Here is an 18671-nt window from a genome sequence, read left to right on the forward strand (position 1 = left end):
GCGGCCAGAGTAGTTACGCCCCGGCCTTCCGGAAGACACCTGTGCCCACCGTCACGGCCAGCGCCGCGAAGCCGAGGGCGACCAGGACCCCGTACAGCATGTGCGCGGTGGCGTACGAGCCGACGTACGCGTCCCGCACCGCGTCCACCAGGTAGCGGAACGGTGTGAAGTGCGAGAGGACGTCGAGCCACTTCGGGCCGAGCGTCATCGGCAGCATCAGGCCGGACAACAGCATCGCGGGCATGGTGAGGGAGTTGATGACGGGCCCGAACTCCTGCGGCGTCGAGACCCGCATGGCCAGTGCGTACGAGAGCGAGGCCAGCGAGACCGTCAGCAGGCCGACGAAGAGGAAGCCGATCAGCACCCCGGCCAGCGGCGCCCGCAGCCCCATCAGTACGGCGACGAGCACCAGCAGCACCGCCTGGAACACGAACAGCAGCGCGTCCCGCAGCACCCGGCCCAGCAGCAGCGCCGCCCGGCTCACCGGGGTCACCCGCATCCGCTCGACCACCCCGGTCGATTTGTCGATGATCAGGCCGAACCCGGCGAACGAGGCGCCGAACAGGCCGAGCTGGAGCAGCAGCCCGGGCACCAGGACCTGCCAGGAGTCGGTGCCCCCGCCGAGCGGCAATTCGGTGAGCAGCGGGCCGAAGAAGAGCAGGTAGAGGAGGGGCATCAGGATGCCGAAGAGGACCTGGAACTTGGAGCGCAGGGTCTGGCGGGCGTAGCGCCCGAAGATCAGCGCGGTGTCGTGCAGCAGCATGGGTGTCCCGGGAGGTGTCAGACCGCGAGGGGAGCGGTGTCGGCGGCGGGGGCGCGTCCGGTGACGGCGAGGAAGGCGTCCTGGAGCGTGGCGTCGGGCGAGCCCGCGTACCGGGTCTTCAGCGCGGCGGGGGTGCCCTCCGCCGCGACCAGGCCGCCGTCGACGACGACGAGCCGGTCGGCGAGCGCGTCCGCCTCGTCCAGGTAGTGCGTGGTGAGCACGACGGTGGTGCCGTGCGCGTCGCGCAGTCGGCGCACCAGGTCCCAGAGGTCGGCGCGGCTGCCCGGGTCGAGCCCGGTGGTCGGCTCGTCCAGGAAGAGCACGGCGGGGCGGTGGGTGAGCCCCATGGCGATGTCGAGGCGCCTGCGCTGGCCGCCGGAGAGGGTCGCGGTGCGCCGGTCGAGCAGGTCCGACAGGCCCAGTTCCCCGGCGAGTTCGGCGGCCCGGGCGACCGCGGCCGCCTTGCCGAGCCGGTACATCCGGCCCTGGGTGACCAGTTCCTCCCGCACGGTGGCGTGCGGGTCGACCCCGCCCGACTGGGCGACGTAACCGCACTGCTCGCGTACGCCCGCCGGGTCGGCGACGAGGTCTCGGCCGGCGACGGTGGCCGCGCCGCCGGTGGGGGCGAGCAGCGTGGTGAGCATGCGCAGGGTGGTCGTCTTGCCCGCGCCGTTCGGGCCGAGCAGGCCGACGATCTCGCCGGCCGCGACGGTCAGGTCCAGGCAGCGGACGGCCTCGACGGGGCCGGACTTGCTCATGAAGGTCCGGGCGAGCCCGGACGTGCTGATGACGGTCATGGCCCCCACGAAAACAGAGTCACTGAAAAAATGCAATGACCCCAAATTTGCAGGGACCCCAGACGATCTACGATGGAGGCATGGCTGAGGGACTCAGGGAGCGCAAGAAGCGGCAGACCAGGCAGCACCTCTCGGACGTGGCCACCGGCCTCTTCCTGGAGCGGGGCTTCGACGCGGTGACGATCGCCGAGATCGCCCACGCCGCCGACGTCTCCGTCAACACCGTGTACAACTACTTCCCCGCCAAGGAGGACCTGTTCCTCGACCGGAGCAAGGGCGTCGTGGAACGCCTCTCGCGGTACGTCAGGGGCCGCGACGAGGGCGAGTCCGCGGCCGATGCCGTGCTGCGGGAGCTGCGCATCCAGGTCGAGAGCGTCTCGCCCACCGTCGGCCTGATGGAGGGGTACGCCCGCTTCATGCGGGTCATCGAGGAGGCCGACAGCCTCAAGGCCCGGCTCTGGCACATCCAGCAGGAGGCCGCGCGGCACCTGGAGGCCACCCTCGTGGAGGTGAGCGGCGCCGGGGCGGAGGACCGGACGCCGGTCCTGGTGGCCGGTCAGCTCTCCTGGGTCCACAGCACCCTCATGGCGTGCATCGGGCAGGAGATGGTGGCCGGCGGCAAGCCCGCCGAGGTGTCCAGGCGGGCGCTCGTCCTGCTGGACGACATCGAGGACCTGCTGGGCGAAAAGGTGCTCAACTACGCCCGGCGCACCGCCGAATGACGGCCCCCGGTGTGATGTCCGTCATTTGAGACGTGACGCGCATCTCTTCGCCGCCCCAGCACCCGCCCCGGGTACTAACCTCCGCCGGAGGGCATGGACCAGAACCAGCGACATATACAGAGGGGTGCCAACGTGGCCAGGAAGCTCGCCGTCATCGGAGCCGGACTCATGGGGTCCGGCATCGCGCAGGTCTCCGCCCAGGCCGGCTGGGACGTCGTCCTGCGCGACGTCACCGACGAGGCCCTGACCCGCGGCCGCGACGGCATCAAGGGCTCCTTCGACAAGTTCGTCGCCAAGGGCAAGCTGGACGCGGCCGACGCCGAGGCCGCGCTGGGCCGGATCACCACGACCACCGACCTCGACGCCGTCGCCGACGCGGACATCGTGGTCGAGGCCGTCTTCGAGAAGCTGGAGGTGAAGCACGAGATCTTCCGGTCGCTCGACAAGATCGTCCGGGACGACACCGTGCTCGCCTCCAACACCTCCGCCATCCCGATCACCAAGATCGCGGCCGTGACGGAGCGCCCGGAGCGCGTGGTCGGCGTGCACTTCTTCTCGCCGGTCCCGATGATGCAGCTCTGCGAGCTCGTACGCGGCTACAAGACCAGCGACGAAACCCTCGCCACCGCGCGGGAGTTCGCCGAGTCCGTCGGCAAGACCTGCATCGTCGTCAACCGCGATGTGGCCGGCTTCGTCACCACCCGGCTGATCTCGGCGCTCGTGGTCGAGGCCGCCAAGCTGTACGAGTCGGGCGTCGCCACGGCCGAGGACATCGATGTCGCGTGCAAGCTCGGTTTCGGCCACGCGATGGGGCCGCTCGCGACCGCGGACCTCACCGGTGTCGACATCCTGCTGCACGCCACGAGCAACATCTACACCGAGTCGCAGGACGAGAAGTTCGCCGCCCCGGAGCTGATGCGCCGGATGGTCGATGCAGGTGACATCGGGCGCAAGAGCGGGCAGGGCTTCTACACCTACTGATCATTTTCGGTCCGGTCCGGCTGATCCGCTGTCAGCCAGACCGGGTGCCGTTCGGGAAACGCCGTCCGGATCCACCGGATCCACCAGCGTTCGCGACCCTCCCGCATCACTCCTCGGAGTGAATTCGGTATCGGTTCGCTTACAGACGGCAACTACCCTGTCGCTGCCGCAGTCAGTTGGGGCAGAGACAGTTTCGGACAGACGGACCGGGCCACGGAGCATTCCAGGGGAGCGCATATGCACATCAGGGGCGACCACGCCGAGCTGGTCGTCGGGGGCCGCCTCGACGTCCGAAGCGCGGCGGACGCCCGTACGGTCCTGCACTCGGCCCTGGACGACGGAGTCGGCGATCTGGTGCTCGACCTGACCGAGCTGGATTCGTGGGACGCCACCGGTCTCGGCGTCATCATGGGCGCACACCGCAGGGCCGGGCGCGCCGGACGGCGCCTCGTGCTGCGCGGTGTGCCTCCGCAGATGCAACGCCTCCTGGTGGCCACCCGGCTGCACCGCATCCTCGCCATCGAGGGCGGCATCGCGGCGGAGTCCCTGCCCCGCGTCTGACGGGTTCACGGGGACGCCCCGTGGCCCCCGGCGGACCCTCGGTGACCGTACGGCTCACAGGGCACACAATCCTCACGAGACCGTGATCTCGGGGCGGCGCGCCACCCCGGATGGTCATGGATACTGTGCGAAGGTTTAGGGTTCGGCCGTCTGCCGATTGACGGACCCGACCGGCGGACACCGGACCGTGGGCGGCATCTGGACGTGCGAGGCCGGGAGGGACAACCGCGCTCGACACGTCTTGGGGGCTTTGGCGATGGACCCGATACACCGGGGGCCGGAAGAGTTCGGCCACGACAGCAAGGACTTCGCCGACGAGGCCGGCCGACGCCGCCCCTCCCGCGATCCACTGACCCCGGATTTCGGTCAGCAAACACCGCAGCAGGTCCGCATGGTCACCCTCGTCGCCGGCGACCTGACGCTCACCGTCAACCCCGTCGACGGCAGCGAGGTCGAGCCGTGCCCGCCCGGTGAGCGGCCCGCCGCGCCCGTCCGCCGCACCCCCGAGGAGCGCGCCGCCCGGGCCCGCGCCGCGACGCCCCCCGTCCCGCCGGGCCCGCCCGTCCTCCAGCTCCCGCTGCTGCGGCGCGACGAGGAACGCGAACGGCTGACCCGCCTCCTCGCCCGCGGCCGCTCCGTCCGGCTCACCGGACCGGCGGGTTCCGGCCGTACCGCCCTGCTCGACGCCGTCGCCGCCGACTGCGCGGACTTCGCGCCCGACGGGGTCGTCCGCCTCAGCGGCCACAAGCGCACCGCCACCGATCTGCTGTACGCGCTCTTCGACGCCGTCCACGACGCCCCCCTGCACCGGCCGGACCGGGCGCTCCTGCTGGAGACGCTGCGCTCCACCGGAGCCGTCGTCGTCCTGGACGACCTGGAGCTCGGCGGCGCCGCCCTGGACGAACTCCTCGACGCGACCCCCGAGTGCGCCTTCCTGCTCGCCGCCACGCCCGAGGTCGCCGCGCCCGGCGCCGACTCCGCGCTCGAAGAGGTCTTCCTCACCGGCCTCGACCGCGCCACCTCCCTCGACCTGCTGCGCCGGGTGGTCGAACGGCAGCTCACCGAGGAGGAGGCCAACTGGGCCGGAGACCTCTGGTTCGAGTCCGAGGGCCTGCCCCTGCGCTTCGTCCAGGCCGGTGCGCTGCTGCGCCAGCGCGACCAGCTGCACACGGACGCCACCGCCTACGACGAGTACGGCTATCTGGAGAACCGGCCCGCCGACGCGCCGCCCGCGCCCGAGGCGGCCGGGGAGTCCGAGGTGCCGCTGCCCAGCCTCGGCGAGGGCGCCGCGCCCGCGGCCCTGCTCGCCTCCCGGCTGAGCGGCGCCGCCCAGGACACGCTGCGCTTCGCCGTGGCCCTCGGCGGCGAGGTGCCGCACCAGGCCCATCTGCCCGCGCTCGTCGGGGACACCCACGCCGACGCCGCCCTCGGTGAGCTGGCCGGCTGCGGGCTGCTCTCCCCGTCCGGTTCCCGCTACCGGCTGGCCGCCGGGGTCCTGGCCCAGCTGGCGGCGGCCGGTTACGAGGACGAGGCCGCCGACCGCGCCCGCACCGCCGCCCAGCACTACGCCTGGTGGACCGGGCACCCCTCGGTCACCCCCGAACGGGCGGCCGCCGAGGCCGACGCGATCATCGCCGCCCTGGCCCGGCTGGTGCCGGGGGAGGGGGCCGGAGGGACGAGCGCCGCCGTGCTCCTCGCCCGCAGCGCGGCGCCCGCCTTCGCGGCCGGGCTGCTCTGGGGGGCCTGGGAACGGGCGCTCCGGATCGGCCAGGAGGCCGGACGGCTCGCCGGGGAGGTCGCGGAAGAGGCGTACTTCCACCACGAGTTGGGCGTCCTCGCGCTCTGTACCGGTCACCCCGACCGGGCCCGGGCCGAGTTGGAGACCGCGATCAGCATGCGCGGGGCGCTCGCCGACAAGAGCGGCGCGGTGGCCGGACGGCGCGCGCTCGCGCTGGTCGAGGACCGGGCCGCGGGTCCGGCGGCCGACGGGGCGTTCGAGGCGTCGCCGCCGCTGGGGCTGCCCGCCGTCGTGCCGGTCTCGATGACGAGCGCGTTCGCCGACACCGCCGCGGTGCCCCGGCAGGAGCCGATGACCGTGGCGGTGCCTTCGCCCGCGGCGGGCGGCGGCAAGGGCGCGGCGCGGGGCGGGCCGCTGGCCCTCATCGGCGGGGCCCGGCGCAACCTGGTCGCCGCCGGGGCGGGGGTCCTGCTGGCCGGGGTCCTCGGCACGGTGGTGACGCTCGGGCTGACGTCGAACAGCGACCCGCAGGGCGGGGCCGGTACGTCGACCGAGCAGGAGGCGCCGGACGACGGCATCTACGACGAGGAGGTGGACACCGGGGAGCCGGCGGACGGGCCGTCCACGACCGAGGCGCCCTCGGGATCCGCGTCCGCGTCGGCCTCGGTGACACCGTCCGCCACGGGGAGCGAATCGGCGCCGGTCGGCGGGGTGACGCCCTCGGCGACGTCCTCGGCGCCGGACACGCCGTCGTCCTCCGGATCGCCGTCGTCGCCGCGCGCGACGGAGTCGTCCCACAAGCCGCCGACGTCCTCTTCGCCGACGCCCACGAAGACGGCGGGCTCGCCGACGCCCACCGAGACGCCGACGGAGACGGAGTCTCCGACGGAGGATCCGGAAGAGCCGCCCACGAAGCCGGAGACGCCTGAGCAGGCGAGTGGGTCCACGGGTGCGGCGAGCGGTAGCCCCACGGGGGAGTAGTCCGAGAGTGCGCCGGCCCCCGGCCCGAGGGTTCCGTCCTCAAGCGCCGGACGGGCTTGAAATGCCCGCCCGTCCGGCCCCTGCGCTCAGAACAAGCGGAGCTTGTCGTCCTCGATGCCTCGCATCGCGTCGTAGTCCAGGACCACGCAGCCGATGCCGCGGTCCGTGGCCAGGACGCGGGCCTGCGGCTTGATCTCCTGGGCCGCGAAGATGCCCTTCACCGGGGCCAGGTGCGGATCGCGGTTGAGGAGTTCCAGATAGCGCGTCAGCTGCTCGACGCCGTCGATGTCGCCGCGCCGCTTCAGCTCGACGGCCACCGTCTGCCCGTCCGCGTCGCGGCACAGGATGTCGACCGGGCCGATCGCCGTGAAGTACTCGCGGCGGATCAGCGTGTAGCCCTCGCCCAGGGTCTCGATGCGGTCCGCGAGCAGTTCCTGGAGGTGCGCCTCGACACCGTCCTTGATCAGGCCCGGGTCGACGCCCAGTTCATGGCTCGAGTCGTGGAGGATTTCCTCCATCGTGATGATCAGTTTTTCGCCCGCCTTGTTCACCACGGTCCAGACGCCCTCGGCGTCGCCGCTGCCCTCCTTCAGGGTGCAGGGCGGCGACATCCAGTTGAGCGGTTTGTACGCCCTGTCGTCGGCGTGAATCGACACGCTCCCGTCCGCCTTCACCAGGATGAGGCGGGGAGCGGAGGGCAGGTGGGCCGTGAGCCGGCCGGCGTAGTCCACGGAGCAGCGGGCGATGACGAGACGCATGGTCGGCAACGCTACTCGACGTCGGGGGCCCGGCGCGATTCACCCATCCGTCACTCCCGTCCCTTCCGGAGTTGACGCTTTCTGTCTTGCCCCTCTTTGAACCCCTTCGTTATTGGCCGGTTGTGTTCCCAATCTCCTGGTGCGGCCCGGACTGCGCCCTTACCGTGGAAGCGGGAGGTCGCCGTGCGTGCACGCTGCGTCGTCGTCGGCCTTCTTCCCTGCCCGTAAGGCTCCGGTAATCCGCCGGGGCCGCGAGAGGAGAACCCATGTCGCTCGACGTCTCACCGGCTCTGTTGGAACAGGCCGAGCGAGGCGAGGTCGACGAAGCCGACTTCGTCGACTGCGTCCGGACCTCCCTGCCCTACGCATGGGAGATGATCAGCTCGTTGGTGGCTCAGCTGAAGGTCGACGGCGGGGAGTTCGCCGACAACCAGACGCCGCCGCCCAACGAGCAGGCACGTGGTCAGCTGCTGCGCGCGCTCGCGAGTGATGCGATACGCGGAGCGCTGCAGCGGCACTTCGGGGTGCGTCTCGCATTCCAGAACTGCCACCGCGTCGCGGTGTTCCCGCTGGACGCCTCGGTCGACGACCGACTGGCCAAGTTCACCTCGGTGAGGGGCCAGTTGCTCAACCAGTCGCCCGAACTACGGGACTGCTGAACGCTTCCGTCGCCGTTCCGGGCCGCGGGAGGTGCAACTGGTCCGGGGCGGCGGCTCCGTAAGCGCACCGCCGTACACCCTTCCGTCCGTGCGCGGGGGTCATTCGAGGAGTGGCCGTACCTCCGTGCCCAGCCGCGCTACGTTCTCCTCCGTGGCGACGAGATCTCCGGAACCCTCCACCAGGAGCGCGAAGCGGGTGATGCCCGTGCGCTCGGCGGTGACCGCGAGGCGCTCGGCCGCCAGCTCCGGCGTGCCCACCGGATGAAGGCCGCACAGCAGCTCCGCGTACCCGACGGGGTCCCGCATCACGCGGTGCCGCCCGTCGACGGTGACATGGGCGCCGAGCCCCTGGCGCAGCCAGCCCGGCATCGCCTTGACCAGCGTCTCGACGGCGTCCTCGGTGCGGTCGGCGATCTGGGCCACCCCGGCCGAGACGTGCCCCGCCCCGTGGACCCGCTCCGGCGCGTGGCCGGCCGCCAGCGCGCGGGACCGCCAGAGCGCCACCATCTCCGCCTTGTCCTCGTCCCCGCAGTGCATGCCGAGCAGCATCGGCAGCCCCTGGTCGGCGGCGAGCTCCACGGTCTTGCGGGAGGTGCACGCGACGATCACCTCGGGCCCGGCCCCCTCCGCCCCGTCCGCGTCGATCAGCTCGTCGGCCCGGGGGACGACCGCGACCTCGCGGAACGGGTACCGCTCGCCCCGGCCCGCCACGCGCGGCTTCCGCAGCCAGTCGAGCAGCAGCCCCAGGGACTCCGGGAACCCCTTCTCGTACGCCTCCAGTCCGCCGCCGAACACCTCCAGGTCCACCCACGGACCGCCCCGGCCGACGCCGAGGCTGAACCGGCCGCCGCTGGTCAGATGGAGCAGCGCGGCCTGCTCGCCGAGGGCCACCGGGTGCTGCGTGGGCAGCACGCTCACCGCCGTACCGACGCGGATGCGGCGGGTCCGGCCGAGCAGCTGCGCGGCCAGGGTGACAGCGGACGGGCAGACCCCGTACGGCACGAAGTGATGTTCGGCCAGCCAGACCGAGTCGAGCCCGGACTCCTCGGCGACCTCGGCGGACCGGATCGCGCGGTGCAGCGCTTCCCCCGGCCCCTGGCCCGGAAACTGGGCCGCCAGTACGAACGTTCCGACACGCATCGCCAATTGCCTCCTTGCGGCCGCCGCGGCTCTCCCCTACTGGCAACAACGTCTGACACGTGCCAAAGGCACGGTCCGGCGCGGAGTTGTTGCGATTTTCCGGTAACCGCTGGCGCCACGAACCCAGGGAGGCGGGTACCCCGCCCGAATGGCCCTACGCTGGACGGGTCCCGCCCTGCCCGTTCCGTGAGGTGAAACGTGTCCCCGCGCCGCAACCGCCCCCGAGGCGGCGAGAGCCCCAACGACAGTGCGAGCGAGTCGGCGGACCGGTACGGCGGGGGAGGGCGTACGGAGGAGTGGCAGGGCGAGGAGTGGTCGGTGCGCCCGGTCAGCGGCGCGAGCGCGGCCGGCAAGCGCTACCGCTGCCCGGGCTGCGACCAGGAGATCCCGTCCGGCGTCCCGCATCTGGTGGCCTGGTCCGAGTACGGCGGGGTGGACGACCGCAGGCACTGGCACAAGGCCTGCTGGAACGCGAAGGACCGCCGCACCACGAAGGTGCAGCGGTCCCGGAACGCGCCCCGCTACTGAGGCGGCGCGGCCTCAGACGTCGCGCTGGTTCATCGACAGGTACGCCCCGCCCATGGCCACCGCCGTCACGACGAGCAGGATCCACAGCGGCTGCCAGCCGGACGGGCCGCCGGACGACGTGACCGAGTTGTCGTAGAAGACGCTCAGCTGGTTGGGGATCGAGTACTCCAGCAGCTTCTCCTGGACCGTCGCCAGCGACGACGCGAACATGAAGATGGCCAGCACGAGCGGCAGCAGCACCACGCCGATCATGATCGTGATCGCGCCGGCCGAGTGCCGGATCAGCGCGCCGACGGCGAGCGCCAGCAGCCCCAGCGTCGCCACGTAGAGCGAGACGCCGACCGTGGCGCGCAGCCACTCCCCGCTGGTCGGCGACACCGCGTCCAGCATGGACGACTGGATCAGGGCGACCACCGACGTCATCACCGTGGTGATGACGAAGGTGAGCAGGAAGAAGACGAGCGCCTTGGCGCCGAGCACCCGGCCCCGGCTCGGGCAGGCCGTCAGCGTCGTACGGATCATGCCGGTGCCGTACTCCGAGGCGATCGTCATCACGCCGAGCGTGATCACACAGATCGTGCCGAGCAGCACCCCGAAGAAGCCGAGGCTCAGCACCGGCGTCTCGCCCAGGTCCGCGTCGGACGCGGAGACGGTGACGGCCGCGAGCACTCCGATGACCAGCAGCAGCGCGGTCATGACTCCGAGCGTCCACATGGTCGAGCGCACGGACCGGATCTTGGTCCACTCCGAGGCGACCGCGTCCCCGAACGTCGCGGGACGCAGCGGGATCGGCGAGACGTAGAAGCCCTGCCCCTGCTGGTACGCCTGCTGCGGTGCGGGCTGCTGGTACGGCGCCTGCGGCGCCGGCGGCGTGGTCATCGGGGGTCCTCGCTGGTCTCGCGCTTGGTCAGGTCTGCGGGGGCGGGGGCCTCGGCGGGCGCCGCCGGGGCGGGAGCGGTGGGGGCGGGAGCGGGCGCCTGGGCCGGGGGCACGGGCGCCTGGGCCGGCGCACCGGCCGCGTACGGGTTCTGTCCGGGCGGCGGCGGGGCGTACCAGCCCTGCTGCGGCACGTCCGGCACGGGCTGCTGCGGCGGCGGGGCGTACCCCGGCTGCTGCCCGTAGCCGGGATGCGGCGGCTGCTGCTGGAGGTGGGCCCGCTGGTCGACCGTCGAGCGGTAGTCCACGGCGCCCTGCGTCATCCGCATGTACGCCTCCTCCAGCGAGGCCTGGTGCGGCGAGAGCTCCCAGAGCCGGACGTCCGACTCGTGGGCCAGGTCGCTGATGCGGGGGAGCGCCAGGCCGGTGACCCGCAGGGCCCCGTCCGGCTCCGACAGGACCTGGCCGCCCGCCTCGGTCAGCGTGGTGGTCAGCTTCTCCCGCTGCTCCGGCGTCTCGTCCGGGACGCGGACCCGGGCGAAGTCGGCCGAGTTGGCCGAGATGAAGTCCTTGACGCTCATATCGGCCATCAGCTGGCCGCGCCCGATCACGATCAGGTGGTCGGCGGTGAGGGCCATCTCGCTCATCAGGTGCGAGGAGACGAAGACCGTGCGGCCCTCGGAGGCCAGCATCTTCATCAGATTGCGGACCCAGAGGATGCCCTCCGGGTCGAGGCCGTTGACCGGCTCGTCGAACAGCAGCACCTGCGGGTCGCCGAGGAGCGCCGCCGCGATGCCGAGCCGCTGCCCCATGCCCAGCGAGAACCCCTTGGAGCGCTTACGGGCCACGTCCTGGAGGCCGACGACGCCCAGCACCTCGTCCACCCGGGCCTCCGGGATGCCGGCCAGCTGGGCGAGCGAGAGCAGGTGGTTGCGGGCGCTGCGCCCGCCGTGCACCGCCTTCGCGTCGAGCAGGGCGCCCACCTGGCGGGGCGCGTTCGGCAGGCTCCGGAACTCGTGGCCGCCGATGGTCACCCGGCCGGCCGTCGGCCGGTCCAGGCCGAGGATCATGCGCATGGTGGTCGACTTGCCCGACCCGTTGGGACCGAGGAACCCGGTGACGGCCCCCGGCCGCACCTGGAAGGAAAGGTTGTACACGGCCGTCTTCGCGCCATAGCGCTTGGTCAGGCCGACTGCCTCGATCATGCTCCAGCCCCATCGACTTATCTGTCGTCGGGGCACACGCCGTCCGGCCGTACGCCCCCGTAAGAGTTAGGAGGATATCCGCGCCTTGACGGTTCCGGCCAAGTCGTTACGGGGGCGAGTCCCGGGCCGCCCTGTCGTACGGGGCCCTCAGGCGTCCCGCTTCTTCAGTACGAGGTAGCCGCCGAGCACCGCGGCCGCCACCCAGCCCACCATGATCAGCAGCCCGGCCCACGGCCCGTACGGCGCCGGATCGCTGTTCATCGCGTCCGGCACCACCTGCATGATCTTGGAGCCCGCCTGGTCCGGGAAGTACTGGGCGACCTTCTTGGCGCCCGGCACCGCCGACAGGATCTGCGAGACCAGGAAGAAGAACGGCACCAGGATGCCCAGCGACAGCATCGAGCTGCGCAGCATCGCCGTGACCCCCATGGAGAACAGCGCGATCAGGCCCATGTAGAGGCCGCCGCCGACCACCGCGCGCAGCACGTTGTCCGCGCCGATGTCCGTACCGTGGTCGCCCAGCAGCGCCTGGCCGAGGAAGAACGTGACGAAGCTGGTGAGCAGCCCCACCACCAGCGCCAGGACCCCGGCCACCAGCATCTTGCTGAACAGGAAGGTCGCCCGCCGCGGCACGGCCGCCAGCGAGGTGCGGATCATGCCGGAGCTGTACTCCGTACCGACGACGAGCACCCCGAACACCACCATCGCCAGCTGGCCGAGGATCATCCCGGAGAAGCTGATGAACGTCGGGTCGAAGGTCAGCCGCTCGGCCTCCGACAGATCATCGAACTGGGCGTTCATCACCGCGCACAGGGCCGCGCCCATCGCCACGGTGACCAGGAACGCCGAGATCAGCGTCCATGTGGTGGAGGAGACCGTGCGGATCTTGGTCCATTCGGAGGTCAGGACCGCGGGCACCGAAGCCATCGTCACGCCCCCTCTCCGCCGCCGGGCCGCTGGACCCAGCCCTCGCCCCACTGCGGGCCCTCGGGCGGCGGTGGTGCGCCCCCGCCCGGCTCCGAGTGCGCGTGGTACTCGACGGAGCCCGCCGTCATCTGCATGAACGCCTCCTCCAGCGACGCCCGCTGGGCGCTCAGCTCGTGCAGCGTGATCGCGTGCCGGGCGGCCAGCTCACCCAGGTCCTCGGTGGTGGCACCGTCCACCTCCAGCGTGCCGCCGTCCGCCTCGACGGCGACCACGCCCTCCTGGTGCAGCGCGTCGCGCAGCCGCTCCTGCTGCGGGGAGCGCAGCCGGACGTAACTGCGCGAGTTCTCCTGGATGAAGTCGGCCATCGACGTGTCGGCGAGCAGCCTGCCCTGGCCGATCACGATCAGGTGGTCGGCGGTCAGCGCCATCTCGCTCATCAGGTGCGAGGAGACGAAGATCGTCCGGCCCTGCGAGGCGAGCGTCTTCATCAGGTTCCTGATCCAGTGGATGCCCTCGGGGTCGAGACCGTTCACCGGCTCGTCGAACATCAGGATCCGGGGGTCACCGAGCAGCGCCGAGGCGATGCCCAGGCGCTGGCCCATGCCGAGCGAGAAGCCCTTGGACTTCTTCCGCGCCACCGCGGTCAGGCCGACGGTCTCCAGCACCTCCGCCACCCGCTGTTCGGGGATGCGGTTGCTCTGCGCCAGGCAGAGCAGGTTGTTGTACGCGCTGCGCCCGCCGTGCATCGCCTTGGCGTCCAGGAGCGCCCCGATGTACTTCAGCGGTTCGGGGAGTTCTCGGTAGTGCTTGCCGTCGATCCGCACGGAACCGCTGGTGGGGTTGTCGAGATCGAGCATCATCCGCATCGTGGTGGACTTGCCCGCCCCGTTGGGTCCCAGAAAACCCGTCACCATTCCCGGTTTGATCACGCACGACAACTGGTCGACGGCGACCTTGTTCCCGTACCTCTTCGTGAGGCCATCGAGCTCGATCATGCGTTCACGCTAGAACGGCCGCGTGCCCGGCGCCACCACAAGGGCGGAACCGGGCACGCGGACGCGGCAGCGGGAATCAGCGGGTCTGCTGGGCCGGGACGCCGCGGGAGGCGGGCTCCTCGTCGGCCGGGGTGCCGGCGGCGGCCACCGCGGCACCGGTCAGCGTCGCCAGCATCTCGCGGACGTTGGTCAGCTGCGCGTTGATCGAGTCGCGGCGGTTGGTGAGGGCCGCGAGCTCGCGCTCCGACTCGCTGCGGATGCGGTCGGCCTTCGCGTTGGCGTCCGCCACGATGTCCTCGGACTGGCGCTGCGCGGTCTCGACCGTCTGACGGGCCCGGCGCTCGGCGTCCGTGCGCAGCTTCTCGGCCTCCAGGCGCAGTTGCTCGGCGCGGTGCTCGATCTCGGCGAGTCGCTTCTCGGCCTTGGCCTGGCGGGACGCGAGGTCGCGCTCCGACTGGTCGCGGCGCTTGGCGAGGTTGGTCTCGAAGTCCGCGGCGGCCTGGGCGGCCTTGGCGCGGGTCTCCTCGAAGAGGGCGTCGGCCTCCTCGCGCTTCTGCGCCGCGTCCTTCTGCGCGTCGGCGCGCAGCGCGGTGGCCTCACCCTTGGCCTTGTCCACGATGCGCACACCGTCGTCCTCGGCCTTGGCCTTGCGCTCGGAGGCGAAGGTCTCGGCGTCGTTGCGCACCTGCTGGGCGGCGGACTCGGCGAGCTCGCGGTGCTGCTCGGCGGCGCGACGGGCCTCCTCGCGCAGGTCCTTCGCCTCCTCCTCGGCCAGACGGAGGATCTTCTCCACACGCGCGCCGAGACCCGCGTACGACGGCTCCGCGTCGTTCACCTGGGCCTGGGCGTTCTGCGTTTCGAGGTGCAGCTCCTCGATGCGCTTTTCCAGCGATGTGATGCGGGCGAGAGCACTATCACGGTCGGCGACGAGCTTGGTAATGCGGTCATCCACCTGACCGCGGTCGTAACCACGCCGCACGAGTTCGAAGCCGAAGGGGGAGGAAGGGTCACTCATGGGGTTCCTGTCGAAGTGAGACCGGTGAGGTGATAGAGGGAATCCTAGGGGCCGGAACGGCGTGTCATCGAGCAGATGCCGGTTTGATCTGCAGAATGACCCCCCTTTTGAGTGGCTGACCCCCCGTAACCCTTGCCACTCGGACGAATGACGGTCCATGCGCAACCACGGACGACGGCCGGTCGGCTACCCATCGGACTGCTTGCCACTCGATCGAGTGCCCGCCGCGGCCCCGGCCTTGACGCCGGCGGCCGGTGCGGAGCCCCCGCCCTTACCGCCCGCCGCAGGGGTCTCGAAAGACTCCAACGCCTCCAGCACGTCCTGGACACGGGAGATCTCCGTGTTGATGTCCTCGCGCCGGCGGACCAGGACCTCCAGCTCGTGCCGGCCCTCGTCCACCACCCGCTTCGCCTCCGCCTCGGCGTCCGCCCGCAGCTTCTCGGCCTCGCGCACCAGGCTGGCCTTCTTCTGCTCGGCCTCCTTCAGCAGCGACTCGGCCCGCTTCACGGCGGCGATCCTGACCTTGCTCGCCTCCGAATTGGCGTCCGCCAGCAGCTCCTTGGACTTCGCCGCGGCCTCCTCGCGCTGCTCGGTGGCGGCCTTGATCAGCTTGTCGACGCGCTCGCCGACCGTCTTGACCTGCTCCGCCGTCTCCCGGCGCGCCCGGTCGTGCAGCTCCTGGACCTCGGTCTCCGCCCGGGTCTTCAGCTCCTCGGCCCGCTCCCGGATCTGTGTCGCGTCCCGGCGCGCGCCGACCAGCAGCTCGTCCGCGTCCGTCCGGGCCCGCTCCACCAGCGAGTTGCCCTCGACCGTCGCCTCGGAGGTGATCCGCACGGCCTCCTTGCGCGCCGCGCCGACCATCGTGTCGGCCTGCTCCTCGGCCTCCGTGGCGGCGCGCAGCGCCTCCTCCTGAGCCTTGGCGATGAGCTGGTCCGCCTGCTCCGCCGCGTCCGCCCGGCGCTTCGACGCCGCCTCGCGCGCCTCGTCCAGCAGCCGGTCCGCCTCCTGGCGCGCCTCGGCCCGCATCTGCTCGGCGGCAGCCTCCGCGTCCGCCCGCAGCCGCTCCGCCTCCTCCCGGGTGCGCGCCGCGTGCTCCTGCGCGGAGCCCACCGTGGCCGAAGCCTCCGCGCGCATCCGCTCCGCGTCGCCCGCCGCCTCGTCCACCGTCCGGGCCGCCTGGCGCTCCGCGTCCGTGCGCAGCCGCTCGGACTCCGCGGTCGCCTCGGACACCAGCAGGTCGGCCTGGGCCGCCGCCTCGGTCCGCATCCGGTTGGCGTCCTCGCGGGCCTCCGCCCGGCTGCGCGACGCGTCCTGCTCGGCGGACGCCAGCGCGTCCGACGCCTCGGTGCGCATCCGCTGGCTGTACTCGGCGGTGTCCGCCCGCAGCCGCTCGGACTCCGCGATCGCGTCGGAGACCGTACGCTCCGCCATCGCCTTCGCGGCGTCCGTCTCCTCCTTGGCCACCTGGCGGATGCGCGCGGCGTCCTCGCCCGCCCGCTCCCGCTCGGCGTGCGCGTCGGCCCGCAGCCGGTCGGCCTCCTCCTGGGCCTCCGACTTGGTCCGCTCCGCGACATGCTCCGCCGTCGAGCGCAGCCCGGCGATCTCCGCCTCGGCCTGCTCCTGGAGCCCGCTGACCGAGTCCCGCACCTGCTGGGCGGTCTGCTCGGCCGCCGCGACCAGCTCGGCCGCCCGGGTCTCCGCCTCGCCGGTCAGGCGCTGCGCCTCGGCCTGCGCCTCCTCGACCCGCTTGCGCGCGGAGGCCAGCAGCTCCTCGCTCTGCTCACGGGCGCGCTCGCGCTCCTGGTTCGCCTCGGAGCGGGCCGCGTCCAGCGTCTCCTCGGCCTCGCGCCGGCGCCGGTTCGCCTCCTCCTGGGCGGCGGCCAGCGCCTCGGCGGCCTCCGTGCCCACGCGCTCCGCGGCCGCCGCGGCCTCCGACCGCAGCCGGTCCGCGGTCTCCTGCGCCTCGGTCCGCAGCCGCTCCGCCTCGGTGGCCGCCTCGGTGCGCAGCCGTACGGCGACGGCCTCGCCCTCCGCACGCGACTGCGAGGCGTCCGCCGCGGCCTCGTCACGCAGCCGCTGGGCCTCGGCCTCCGCCTGCTCCTGGAGCGTCCGCAGCCGCTCGGCGGACTCCGCGCGCAGCCGCTCGGACTCCTCACCGGCCTCGCGCCGGATGCGCTCCGACTCCGTACGCGCCTCGCCCAGCGCCTGCTCGGCGGCGGTGACCCGGGTCTCGGCCTCGTCCTTGAGCCGGGTCAGCTCACCGGCCGCCTCCGCCTGCCGGGCCGCGACGGCGAGCTCGGTCTCCTCGCGCAGCGCGGCCGCCGCCTCCTCGGCAGCGGTCCTCGCCGCCTCGGCCTGCTCCTCGGCCTCCGTACGCAGCTGCTCGGCCTCGGCGCGGGCCCGGTCGAGCGCGTCCTCCGCCTGCTTGCGCAGCGCGGCCGCCCGCTCCGTGGCCTCGGTCCGTACGCGCTCGCCCTCGGCCGTCGCCGTACCGCGCAGCTCCTCCGCGTCGGCCTTGGCCTTCGCAAGGAGCTCCTCGGCGGTCTTCGCGCCCTCCTCGATCTGCTGAAGGGCCTCGCGGCGGGCCTCGCCCCGGATCCGCTCGCCCTCCGCGACCGCCTCGGCCCGCAGCTGCTCGGCCTCACCGCGCAGCCGGCGCGCCTCCTCCTGGAGCTCGACCGTCTTGGCCCGGTACTCCTTGGTGTCGTCCTTGGCCGCGCCCTTGAGCTGGTCGGCCTGCTCGGCCGCCTCGCCGCGCAGCCGGTCCGCCTCGGCCTCGGCCTCGCGGCGGATGCGCTCGGCCTCCTCGCCCGCCGCCCGGGTGGCCGCCTTCGCGTCCTCGGACGCCTTGGTCAGGATCTCCTCGGCGGACCGGGCCGCCTTCGCGAGCTGGGCCGCCGCGTCCTCGGCGGCGGCGGTGCGCGCGGCCTCGGCCGCCTCCGAGCGCAGCCGCTCGGCCTCGGCGCGGGCGTCCGCGAGCGCCTGCTCGGCCTCCGCCTTGAGGGACTCGGACTCCTTGGTCGCCTCGCCGACCAGCCGGGCGATCTCCGTCTTGGCGGTCCGGGTGCGCTGCTCGTTCTGCGACTCGGCGGACGCCAGTCGCTTGACCGCGGCCTCCTTGGCCTCGGCGAGGACCTTCTCCGCCTCCAGGCGCGCCTCGCGCAGCCGGGTCTCGGCCTCCTGCATGCGCTGCTCGGCGGCCCGGTTCAGCTCGGTGGTCTGCTGCCGGGTCTGCTCGGTCTCCGCGGTCGTCGTCTGCCGCAGCTGCTCCGCGTGGCTGGTGGCCTCCTGCGCCTGGCCGGCGGCGGCGCTGAGCATCCGCTCCGCGTCCTTGCGGGCCCGCATCAGGATCGACTCCGCCTCGGCCCGGGCGGACTCCGCCTCGGCACCGGCGCGCTGACGGGTCTCCTCGGCCAGCCGGGCGGCCTCGGCCCGGGCGGTGGCGAGCGCCTGCTCGGCCTCGGCCCGGGACTCCTCCATCAGGCGGCGGGCCTGCGACTCCGTCCGGGCCCGCAGCTGCTCGGCCCAGGCGACGTTCTCGTTGACGTGGGACTCGACGGTCTGACGGCGCTCCGCGAGCTCCTGGTCGAGCTGCTGGCGGCGCTGGACCGCCTCGTTGTGCAGCTCGGCCTGGAGGCGGGCCTGGTGCTCGGCGTGCTCCTGGAGGATGCGCTGCGTCTGGGCGCGGGCGTCACGCAGCTCGCGCTCGGCGTCGCTGCGCAGCTGCTCGGCCTGGACCTGGGCGTTCCGGAGCAGCTGCTCCGCCTGGTAGCCGATGTCCGCGCTGTCGTAGGCGGGACGCATCGCCAGACTGCGCCGGGCCTCGTGCAGCTTGGCGCGCAAGACCTCGACCTGGTAGCCGAGGTCCTCGGCGTGCTGGACGGCCTTCTCCCGGTCGGTCCTGAGCCGGTCCATCTCGGCCTCGAACCGCGAGAGATGGTCGTCTTCAGCTCGGTGGCTCTCCTGGCGTTCGTAGCCCCGCACTGCGCGGTCCCATCCTTCCCCGAGCTCTCAACGTTCGGGGA

At 72.6% G+C, this 18671-nt stretch carries 16 protein-coding genes; 6 read left to right on the forward strand and 10 right to left on the reverse strand.

Annotated features, from left to right (window positions below; translation table 11 throughout):
* Positions 1 to 13: 13 nt before the first annotated feature.
* Together AMK18_RS14015 and AMK18_RS14020 are read right to left on the reverse strand one after the other, a co-directional pair.
* Positions 14 to 763 carry an ABC transporter permease gene (locus tag AMK18_RS14015; RefSeq protein WP_073863025.1) on the reverse strand — a complete coding sequence of 250 codons (750 nt, stop codon included), beginning with the start codon at positions 761 to 763 and terminating at the stop codon, positions 14 to 16.
* A gap of 17 nt (positions 764 to 780) precedes the next feature.
* A complete protein-coding gene (locus AMK18_RS14020; protein WP_073863026.1) occupies positions 781 to 1560 on the reverse strand; it encodes an ABC transporter ATP-binding protein in 780 nt (259 codons plus the stop codon).
* 80 nt (positions 1561 to 1640) lie between these two features.
* On the opposite strand from AMK18_RS14020, the gene AMK18_RS14025 reads away from it, so the two are divergent.
* The 4 genes from AMK18_RS14025 (at position 1641) to AMK18_RS14040 (ending at position 6543) form a co-directional block, all read left to right on the forward strand.
* Positions 1641 to 2282, forward strand: a complete 642-nt coding sequence (locus AMK18_RS14025) for a TetR/AcrR family transcriptional regulator (protein ID WP_073863027.1) — start codon at positions 1641 to 1643, stop codon at positions 2280 to 2282.
* 132 nt (positions 2283 to 2414) lie between these two features.
* The gene (locus tag AMK18_RS14030; protein ID WP_018102618.1) at positions 2415 to 3263 is read left to right on the forward strand and encodes a 3-hydroxyacyl-CoA dehydrogenase family protein; all 849 of its coding nucleotides are present in this window, start codon (positions 2415 to 2417) and stop codon (positions 3261 to 3263) included.
* A 237-nt stretch (positions 3264 to 3500) separates the two neighbouring features.
* Entirely contained in the window at positions 3501 to 3824 is a 324-nt protein-coding gene (locus AMK18_RS14035; protein ID WP_018102617.1) for an STAS domain-containing protein, read from the forward strand.
* A gap of 256 nt (positions 3825 to 4080) precedes the next feature.
* Positions 4081 to 6543: an ATP-binding protein gene (locus tag AMK18_RS14040; protein WP_073863028.1), complete on the forward strand. Its 2463-nt coding sequence runs from the start codon at positions 4081 to 4083 to the stop codon at positions 6541 to 6543.
* Between the two features lie 86 nt (positions 6544 to 6629).
* Here the strand turns inward: AMK18_RS14040 and nucS are convergent, their stop codons facing one another.
* Positions 6630 to 7301 carry an endonuclease NucS gene (nucS, locus tag AMK18_RS14045; protein ID WP_018102615.1) on the reverse strand — a complete coding sequence of 224 codons (672 nt, stop codon included), beginning with the start codon at positions 7299 to 7301 and terminating at the stop codon, positions 6630 to 6632.
* Between the two features lie 266 nt (positions 7302 to 7567).
* Here nucS and AMK18_RS14050 point away from each other — a divergent pair, with 266 nt between their 5' ends.
* The gene (locus AMK18_RS14050) at positions 7568 to 7960 is read left to right on the forward strand and encodes an SCO5389 family protein (protein WP_018102614.1); all 393 of its coding nucleotides are present in this window, start codon (positions 7568 to 7570) and stop codon (positions 7958 to 7960) included.
* A gap of 99 nt (positions 7961 to 8059) precedes the next feature.
* Here the strand turns inward: AMK18_RS14050 and AMK18_RS14055 are convergent, their stop codons facing one another.
* Positions 8060 to 9100 (reverse strand): LLM class flavin-dependent oxidoreductase, encoded by a 1041-nt coding sequence (locus AMK18_RS14055; protein ID WP_073863029.1) that lies wholly within the window; start codon positions 9098 to 9100, stop codon positions 8060 to 8062.
* 198 nt (positions 9101 to 9298) lie between these two features.
* On the opposite strand from AMK18_RS14055, the gene AMK18_RS14060 reads away from it, so the two are divergent.
* Entirely contained in the window at positions 9299 to 9628 is a 330-nt protein-coding gene (locus tag AMK18_RS14060) for a hypothetical protein (protein ID WP_026171459.1), read from the forward strand.
* A 12-nt stretch (positions 9629 to 9640) separates the two neighbouring features.
* On the opposite strand, the gene AMK18_RS14065 is transcribed toward AMK18_RS14060, so the two are convergent.
* From AMK18_RS14065 to scy, 6 genes are all read right to left on the reverse strand, one after another.
* Complete coding sequence (locus AMK18_RS14065; RefSeq protein ID WP_073863030.1) at positions 9641 to 10507, reverse strand: ABC transporter permease; 867 nt, start codon at positions 10505 to 10507, stop codon at positions 9641 to 9643.
* Positions 10504 to 11709: an ABC transporter ATP-binding protein gene (locus AMK18_RS14070; protein ID WP_073863031.1), complete on the reverse strand. Its 1206-nt coding sequence runs from the start codon at positions 11707 to 11709 to the stop codon at positions 10504 to 10506. The genes AMK18_RS14065 and AMK18_RS14070 overlap by 4 nt, the downstream gene beginning before the upstream one ends.
* 147 nt (positions 11710 to 11856) lie before the next feature.
* Entirely contained in the window at positions 11857 to 12636 is a 780-nt protein-coding gene (locus AMK18_RS14075) for an ABC transporter permease subunit (RefSeq protein WP_026171458.1), read from the reverse strand.
* Positions 12637 to 12638: 2 nt separating this feature from the next.
* The gene (locus AMK18_RS14080; RefSeq protein ID WP_073863032.1) at positions 12639 to 13631 is read right to left on the reverse strand and encodes an ABC transporter ATP-binding protein; all 993 of its coding nucleotides are present in this window, start codon (positions 13629 to 13631) and stop codon (positions 12639 to 12641) included.
* 76 nt (positions 13632 to 13707) lie between these two features.
* On the reverse strand, positions 13708 to 14646 hold the full coding sequence (locus tag AMK18_RS14085) for a hypothetical protein (RefSeq protein WP_018102607.1): 939 nt from the start codon (positions 14644 to 14646) through the stop codon (positions 13708 to 13710).
* Positions 14647 to 14832: 186 nt separating this feature from the next.
* Complete coding sequence (gene scy / locus AMK18_RS14090) at positions 14833 to 18630, reverse strand: polarized growth protein Scy (RefSeq protein ID WP_073863033.1); 3798 nt, start codon at positions 18628 to 18630, stop codon at positions 14833 to 14835.
* Positions 18631 to 18671 lie beyond the last annotated feature (41 nt).

The sequence above is a fragment of the Streptomyces sp. CB01249 genome (genome assembly GCF_001905735.1).
In the GTDB taxonomy this organism is placed as follows: Bacteria; Actinomycetota; Actinomycetes; order Streptomycetales; family Streptomycetaceae; genus Streptomyces.